We start from the raw sequence: 7,711 nt of genomic DNA on the forward strand, positions 1-7,711 counted from the left end.
TGCTGCACGAGATTTTTTATCAAATACCGAGCGCTCAAATACCCAGGGCGTGTTTAGCAGTTTGAATCAAATTCTCAAAAAAAGGTAGAGATACATCGACTTCTCTAGCATCTTTGCGGGAGTTACCTAACAAACCGATGTGTTGTCCGGGTGCAACAGCCAAAACTTGTCCTTGAGAGTTGCGAATTCTCAATTCCTCTTGAGAACCTGCGGGAGACAGACTGCAAGAATAAGTGCGATCGCAATAATCAAACTCAACTTTTCCAAACATCGGCGGCCTCGAACTAGCAGCACTTGCCGGCAAGCGGACACCCAACAATTCTAACTCAACCGATGTCTTGCCATTAAAACTATTTTCCCGCAATCGGTAAGCAATATCAACCCGCCGAGGCAAAGGAAAATATTCCCCCCAACGCCAAGCAATCCCCTTCACACTAGGCGAGCCTTTTTCATCTTGAGTTGCAGTTAGTTTAACGTGGCCTCCTTTACCCACAATTTTCTGTTCAGTGATGCAAACATTAGCCGTCCAAAATACAGGAGCCTTATTTTCAATTCCGCAGGGTTCCAAAGCATCAATTTGTCGGTAAAGATCGAGATTAATCTCAGCCAAATCCGCTCGCACATCTACAGAAACCAGCGGTTTGAGGTGTTCTGGCTGCAAACATTGATTGGCAAAAACTGACAGTTGATGGCGAAATTGTTCGAGATTTTGGGCCGGCATAGAAAAACCGCCAGCCGCTTTGTGGCCGCCAAATTTAGTTAACAAATCAGCGCAAAAATTCAGCCCGTCAAATACATTAAATTCAGGAATTCCCCTCGCCGAACCCCGGATGATATTAGCCTTTTCGCCTCCCTCATCCTCAAAAGTACCGATAAAAACGGGTACGCCGTAACGTTCCAGCAACCGAGAAGCCACAATCCCGATCACCCCGTGGTGCCAACCGGGTTGCACAACAACTAACACCCGTTCCTGCTGTAAATTTATCGCACTTTTCTCGCACCAGGCGATCGCTTCCTGCTCAATTTCCTGACACAACTCCTGCCGGCGCTGATTGATTTGTTCGCACTGCATCGCGTTTTTGAGTGCCAATTCGCGATCGTCCGTCGTCAGCAACTCGATCACAATTTGAGGGTCAGCCAGCCGCCCCACAGCATTAATCCGCGGCCCCAGCCGAAAACCAATATCTTCAGGCTTTAACGTATTATTAGCTTGACTTTTTGAATTAAAAAGAGGTAAAGTTTCCGCACTTCCCGCCTGTACTCCCGCCACCTGAATCAAAGCTTGAACCCCCGCCAATTGCGAGTGAGGCAACAGTCGCAAACCCCGCTTTACCCAGCGGCGATTAACCCCAGTCAAAGGAGCTAAATCCGCAATAGTTCCCAAAGTAAATAACTCCAGCAGCGGATTCACCAAGCCGCCAACTTTCTTCATATCCTGAGCCAAAGTAATCGCCAAAACATAGGCAACACCTACCCCAGCCAAGCCGCGATAAGGCGAAGATTCCGCAATTAATTTCGGGTTGAGAATAGCATCCGCCGGCGGCAGTTTTGGCGGCAAATCGTGGTGGTCTGTAATAATAACTTTAACACCGAGTTCTCGCGCTCTGGCAACCGGCCCATAGGCTGCAATCCCGTTGTCTACCGTGAGAATCAGAGCGACACCTTCGGCGTGAAATTCTTCTACAATGCGATCGTTAATCCCGTAACCTTCCCGCATCCGGCTGGGAATAGCATAATCCACCTTCGCGCCCAGACTCCTGAGAGCTCGCAGCAACAAAGCCGTGCTCGTCATCCCGTCAGCATCGTAATCGCCGCAAATCGCAATTTTCTGCCCTCCCGAAATCGCCTCCCGCAACAATTTGACACTCGCCGCCAAATCGGGAAACTCATCCATTGGCGCGGGCAAAACCAGAGATTCCGGTTCAATAAACCCCTGCACTTCTTCAACAGAATCGATACCTCGGTTAATCAGTACCTGTGCTAGCAAAGACGACAAACCGATTTCTGCGGCAAACTGTTCGGCTTGCTGCGGTTGAGGCGCATAAATTTGCCACCGTTGGTTGGGCAATCGGGGAGAATTCGGGGGCAAAGATGTCGGTAGCTCTTGCACGGAAGCTGAGATATTAAAGATACACAACCAATCTTACCTAATTAAGTGCATCAGTCAATTGATTTTAGATTTTAGATTTTAGATTTTAAATTTATCCTAAAGATGAATTTTTTGGGTAAAATCCAAAGGTTGTTTGTAGGAAAGCTTTTTTCGGAAGCTCTCACCGCACCCCAATAGGGATACCAGCGCCCTATAGAAGTTGTGAAAAGCCCCAATTTTAGATTAAAGTTCCAACCCCCAGATTGCACCTGCCCTTGTCAATCGCCAATCGAAAATAGACTGTGGGCGCAGACGAGTGATTTAATTTTATGAGGAGAATTGCATGAATGTCGATCGACCGTCTTGGTTTAAAATTGCATTACAGGTTCGAGGCTCCGTCATTCCCTCAATTTGGCCCCGGGTTTTACTGTGCGGTGGCTTTGGACTTTTTATTTCCCTGCTTCACTTTTTGAAATGGCCGGTTTCCTTGCCCATTTTATCTAGTATTGTACCGAGTATTGTGCTGGGTTTACTGTTAGTTTTTCGGACAAACACAGCCTACGAGCGATTTTGGGAAGGTCGGAAAATGTGGGGAACCTTAGTCAACAACGTCCGCAATTTAGCGCGCCAAATCTGGGTAGCAATTGAGGAAAAAGACCCGCAGGATCTCGCCCTCAAAAAGTCAGCCCTGCGCCTGTTACCTGCCTTTGCAGTGGCGATGAAACTGCACTTGCGACAAGAATCAGTAAATCCAGAATTGGAGCCGTTAATGTCCCCATCGCAGTACCAAAAGCTCAAATCGATGAACAATCCGCCGCTAGAAATTGCCTTTTGGATTGAGGATTATTTGCACGAGCAGTACGAGCGCAATTGCCTCGATGTCTATCAGTTAACTGCTATGAAGGAGTTGCTCAATTCTATGATTGATGTATTAGGTGGCTGCGAGCGGATTTTGAAGACACCTATCCCTTTGGCTTACACAATTCACCTGAAGCAGCTATTGTTGCTTTACTGTTTGGCACTGCCATTTCAAATGGTGAATGATTTGACTTGGGGAACAGGCCCTGTTGTGGCTTTAATTAGTTTTACTTTGTTCGGCATCGAAGAAATCGGTATTGAGATAGAAAATCCCTTCGGTCACGATGACAATGATTTGCCTTTGGACAATATTTGTGCTGCCATGCAGCGCAATATGGACGATTTAATTTCTTTATCTCCTAGCGTTCACAAACAGGTGAAAGATAAGTAGAGTTATTGGTCATTAGTTGTTAGTTGTTAGTTGTTAGTCATTAGTTGTTAGTTGGTAGGGGCGGTGCCCCCGTGCCCGCCCTCTGTTAGTTATTGGTTGTTAGTTGTTGGTTGTTGGTTGTTGTTAGTTGTTAGTTGTTAGTTATTGTAGGGTGCGTCGCTATTGAAAATTACTGAAAAAAATTGATAATTGAGTGAGCGACGCACCTGAGCCACGAGTGAACTGTAGGGGCGAGTTCACCAATAATCCTGACAATGCAGACAGATTCAATAAACCCGCCCCCGCCCCACCAGCAAACCCTTTACGAAGATTAATTTCTAACAATCAACCGCATCAACCCAGCTAAAACTAATAATAAAGGTGTCAGCCAATCTCCCCAGCGCACGTACAGAGTCCGAGTTTTTCGCCGATAAATAGTAGCATCTCGAATTTCGTAGGTATTGAGTCGAGATTTCCAAATCGTCTCGCCGTGAGGATTTACAAAAGCAGAGTACCCCGTATTAGTTGCGATAACTGCCCATCTATCTGTTTCAATTGCACGCATCACATCGAGGGCGTGATGTTGGGCCAGCATCGGCGGTTTGTAATGGGCGTTGTTGGAAGCTGTAATCATAAATTCGCCTCCCTGTGCTGCTTGGTATCGGAAATTTTCAGCAAAGGCGGAATCGTAACAAATTCCAACAATGGCGCGGCCAAAGGGCGTATCAAATAATTGTTTTGAGTTTCCCGGTACTAAACGAGCATCTAAGGGTGACAGCCGATTTATAATCCCGCCTAAGATTTCGTAAAAAGGGATGTATTCGCCTAAAGGTACTAGCTTTAGTTTATCGTAGCGGCCGACAATTGCTCCAGTGCGATCGATCGCCAATAAGCTGTTAGTCAGACCGTTTTCTTCTTGTCCAAATCCTCCAACCCAAGCCACTACACCGCGTTCGAGAATAGCTTGATAAAAGGAAAGAGTGGAACGTTGATACTCGTTTGTCCAGATAAAAGGCAAAGCGGTCTCTGGAATTAACACAGCATCGACTTTTCTGTCTGCTAACTCTTTGTATCCAGCGGTGTAACCTTCCAAAGCGCGCCGCCAGCCGCCTGAGTCAAACTTAATCTCGTTCGGAATATTTCCTTGAATAATCCCAATTTTTAATGCTGTTTCGGCTTCTTGAATTAAGGGGCGGTTGTACAAACTCCAGCCGACAATATGCAAAACTAAAAACAAACTCGCAGGCAAAATATAAGCAACCCAATTTTTTCTTTTTCCTTCTCCCTTCTTCTTTCTTCCCTCCTCCTTCCTCCCATCCGTTACATCCCGTACATTGCTCGTTGCCGAACTTCCTTCTTCCTTCTTCCTTCTTCCTTCAATAAAAGCTTCGGCAATTAAGCCATTTACTGCTACAATGGCGGCTGTTACTGCGGCAGGCCCGGAGAGTTGACCGAGGTGCAATATTGGTAAATTGTGCGGGCTTTGGGTGTATGATAGTGATGTCCACCACAGCGAACCTGTACTCCAAATACTTTCTAAGGCACACCACAAAGCTGTGCCAATTAAAACGCGGGTTAATGCTGAAAATTGAGTTTTACCCCCCCCAGCCCCCCCTTGTAAAGGGGGGGAGTTGAGAATAAGAATAGGATTTTTGCCGGGGAAAGTGAGGGAGTTGAGAATTACAAATAACCATCCCCAAGCGGTGACTAATGCGGCTCCCCAAAGGGTGATGAATGTCCAGCAAAAAAGTGCGATCGCCAAACTCGGCCACCAAGGAACCCCCAACCAAGTCATCGGGTGAATTCCCATAATCCAAGATAAGGCTAATCCGTGATAGCCAATTCCCCAAAGAGAAGGAAGAAGGAAGAAGGAAGAAGGAAGAAGGAATAAGAAAGAAGGAAGAAATTTTTGTTTTTTTTCTGTGATTATCGGCCGTTGATAACTGGCAACCAAAACCCATAGGGGAGCTAATGCTATCCAGGCTAGCGGCCAAGCATTGAATGGCGCTGTTGTCAATGCCATCGAAATGCCGCTTAAAAATGCGATCGCTGGGCCTAATATTTGAGATTTATGAACTGCGAGTTTTTCAAATTTAAGCCTGTTAAATATCGTCACTTTGATAATTGCTAAAAATAATAATGCCTAATCAATATATCAGATCGATCGGGAAGTTCGGCAACGAGCAATGTGCGAGATGTCACGGATGTCACGGATTTAACGGATTTAAGGGAAGGAAATCTCTTAAATTCTACTTACCAAAACAAAAAGCGCCACTATTTCTAGGGGCGCTTTTTGTTAATCAAAAGCTAAATTTAGCCGTTGATGGCAGGAGCAACCATTGCTACTGGGGTGACTTCACCGGCGGCCAAGTCGAGGGGGAAGTTGTGAGCGTTGCGCTCGTGCATTACTTCCATACCCAAGTTGGCGCGGTTGATCACATCCGCCCAGGTGTTGATGACGCGACCTTGGGAGTCGATAATCGATTGGTTGAAGTTGAAACCGTTGAGGTTAAATGCCATCGTGGAAATACCTAAAGCGGTAAACCAGATGCCGACAACTGGCCACGCACCTAACAAGAAGTGCAAAGAACGGCTGTTGTTAAAGCTGGCATATTGGAAAATTAAACGACCGAAGTAGCCGTGGGCTGCAACGATGTTGTAGGTTTCTTCTTCTTGACCGAATTTGTAACCGTAGTTCAAAGATTCGGTTTCGGTTGTTTCGCGAACCAAAGAAGAGGTAACGAGAGAACCGTGCATGGCGGAGAACAAAGAACCACCGAAGACACCAGCAACTCCCAACATATGGAAGGGGTGCATCAGGATGTTGTGCTCAGCTTGGAACACGATCATGAAGTTGAATGTGCCGGAGATACCCAAGGGCATACCGTCTGAGAAGGAGCCTTGTCCTATAGGGTAGATCAAGAATACTGCGGTGGCTGCTGCAACTGGTGCAGAGTAAGCGACGCAGATCCAAGGACGCATACCTAAACGGTAGGACAATTCCCATTCACGACCCATGTAGCAGAATATGCCGATGAGGAAGTGAAAAACTACCAATTGGTAGGGGCCGCCGTTGTACAACCACTCATCGAGGGAAGCTGCTTCCCAAATGGGATAGAAGTGAAGCCCGATCGCATTAGAGGAAGGAACAACAGCACCAGTAATGATGTTGTTGCCGTACATCAAGGAACCAGCAACTGGTTCGCGGATGCCGTCGATGTCCACTGGAGGGGCTGCGATGAAGGCGATGATGTAGCAGATGGTGGCGCTGAGCAAGGTGGGAATCATCAAGACGCCGAACCAACCGATATAAATCCGGTTATCGGTGCTAGTTACCCACTCGCAGAACCGTTCCCAAACGTTGCCGCTTTCGCGACGCTGTACGGTTGTTGTCATTTGATTTATGATTGCTTAATTGAATTTTCAAGGTTCGTTGTGGGGATGCCCCACGTTTCTATTAGTAACACCATTCACTCTAGTTTGCCAAGGGATTTTTGCTGACAATTTCAACATTTTACAAACATTTACAATGACTTAATTATTCGTAAATATTTGTAGTTTTTTACAAAGTAATATTACACACCAAACCGGTTAAATATAGCGACCTGAAGAACTGAATCTATTGTCTGTAGATTGGTTCAGCAGTTGGAGCGTTTTTTTTGTTCAGGTCGAGATCCTTTCTATTTAAATATCTCTTAATTAGGTCTTGAAGAGATAATTTTTAATATTTATTCACATATAACCGGTGGATTCTGCGAGGGTAAGTTTGTATCGGGAGAATAGTGACAAGCGGGTTTCTAGTGCGATCGGGCTCCATTCTCAATAATCTTCAATCAACCGGGTTTATTGACCACAAAAGAAACCCGGTTTCTGAGGCGCTTGGCAATAGAAATCAACCGGGTTTCTGAGGATGAGTCCGTAAGTTCTGCGTAAAAATTAGCCTTTAGCCTGGGGGCCAGTTCATCTGCCGTCCGCCGAGAATGTGAAGGTGCAGGTGGTCTACAGTTTGGCCGCCGTCGCTGCCGCTATTAATGACGACGCGATAGCCGTTGCTAAGTCCGAGTTGTTCTGCTACCCGCTTGACAGTCAGCAGCAAGTGTCCCATGAGAGCATGATCTCCCGACTCGGCATCGGCTAATTTGGCAATAGGCTGTTTGGGAATGACGAGGATGTGGACGGGTGCTTGCGGATGGATATCTCGGAACGCGAGGGCCAAGTCGTCTTCATAAACGATGTCTGCGGGAATCTCTTTGCGGATGATTTTGCTGAAAAGCGTTTCTTGAGTTGTCATGGGTATTAACGAAGGAAGTTCGGCAACGGATTCTGTAACGGATGTAACGGATGTAACGGATGTAACGGATGTAACGGATGTAACGGATGTAACGGATGTAACG

The 7,711-nt window shown here is 46.3% G+C and carries 5 protein-coding genes; 1 reads left to right on the forward strand and 4 read right to left on the reverse strand.

Features of this window, described 5'->3' with window-relative positions; all coding sequences use genetic code 11:
- Nucleotides 1-34: 34 nt before the first annotated feature.
- The gene (gene recJ / locus QUA44_RS26165) at nt 35-2,110 is read right to left on the reverse strand and encodes a single-stranded-DNA-specific exonuclease RecJ (RefSeq protein ID WP_333255843.1); all 2,076 of its coding nucleotides are present in this window, start codon (nt 2,108-2,110) and stop codon (nt 35-37) included.
- Between the two features lie 322 nt (nt 2,111-2,432).
- On the opposite strand from recJ, the gene QUA44_RS26170 reads away from it, so the two are divergent.
- Nucleotides 2,433-3,338 carry a bestrophin family ion channel gene (locus QUA44_RS26170; RefSeq protein WP_333255841.1) on the forward strand — a complete coding sequence of 302 codons (906 nt, stop codon included), beginning with the start codon at nt 2,433-2,435 and terminating at the stop codon, nt 3,336-3,338.
- 310 nt (nt 3,339-3,648) lie between these two features.
- On the opposite strand, the gene lnt is transcribed toward QUA44_RS26170, so the two are convergent.
- The 3 genes from lnt to QUA44_RS26185 all read right to left on the reverse strand — a co-directional run bounded on the left by lnt (nt 3,649) and on the right by QUA44_RS26185 (nt 7,608).
- Nucleotides 3,649-5,433, reverse strand: coding sequence for an apolipoprotein N-acyltransferase (lnt, locus tag QUA44_RS26175; RefSeq protein WP_333255839.1), 1,785 nt, complete (start codon nt 5,431-5,433; stop codon nt 3,649-3,651).
- Nucleotides 5,434-5,630: 197 nt separating this feature from the next.
- Nucleotides 5,631-6,713, reverse strand: a complete 1,083-nt coding sequence (gene psbA, locus QUA44_RS26180) for a photosystem II q(b) protein (RefSeq protein WP_333310012.1) — start codon at nt 6,711-6,713, stop codon at nt 5,631-5,633.
- Between the two features lie 547 nt (nt 6,714-7,260).
- Nucleotides 7,261-7,608, reverse strand: coding sequence for a histidine triad nucleotide-binding protein (locus QUA44_RS26185; RefSeq protein WP_333201966.1), 348 nt, complete (start codon nt 7,606-7,608; stop codon nt 7,261-7,263).
- Nucleotides 7,609-7,711: the final 103 nt, after the last annotated feature.

This window comes from Microcoleus sp. N9_A2, from assembly GCF_036701775.1.
In the GTDB taxonomy this organism is placed as follows: domain Bacteria; phylum Cyanobacteriota; class Cyanobacteriia; order Cyanobacteriales; family Microcoleaceae; genus Microcoleus.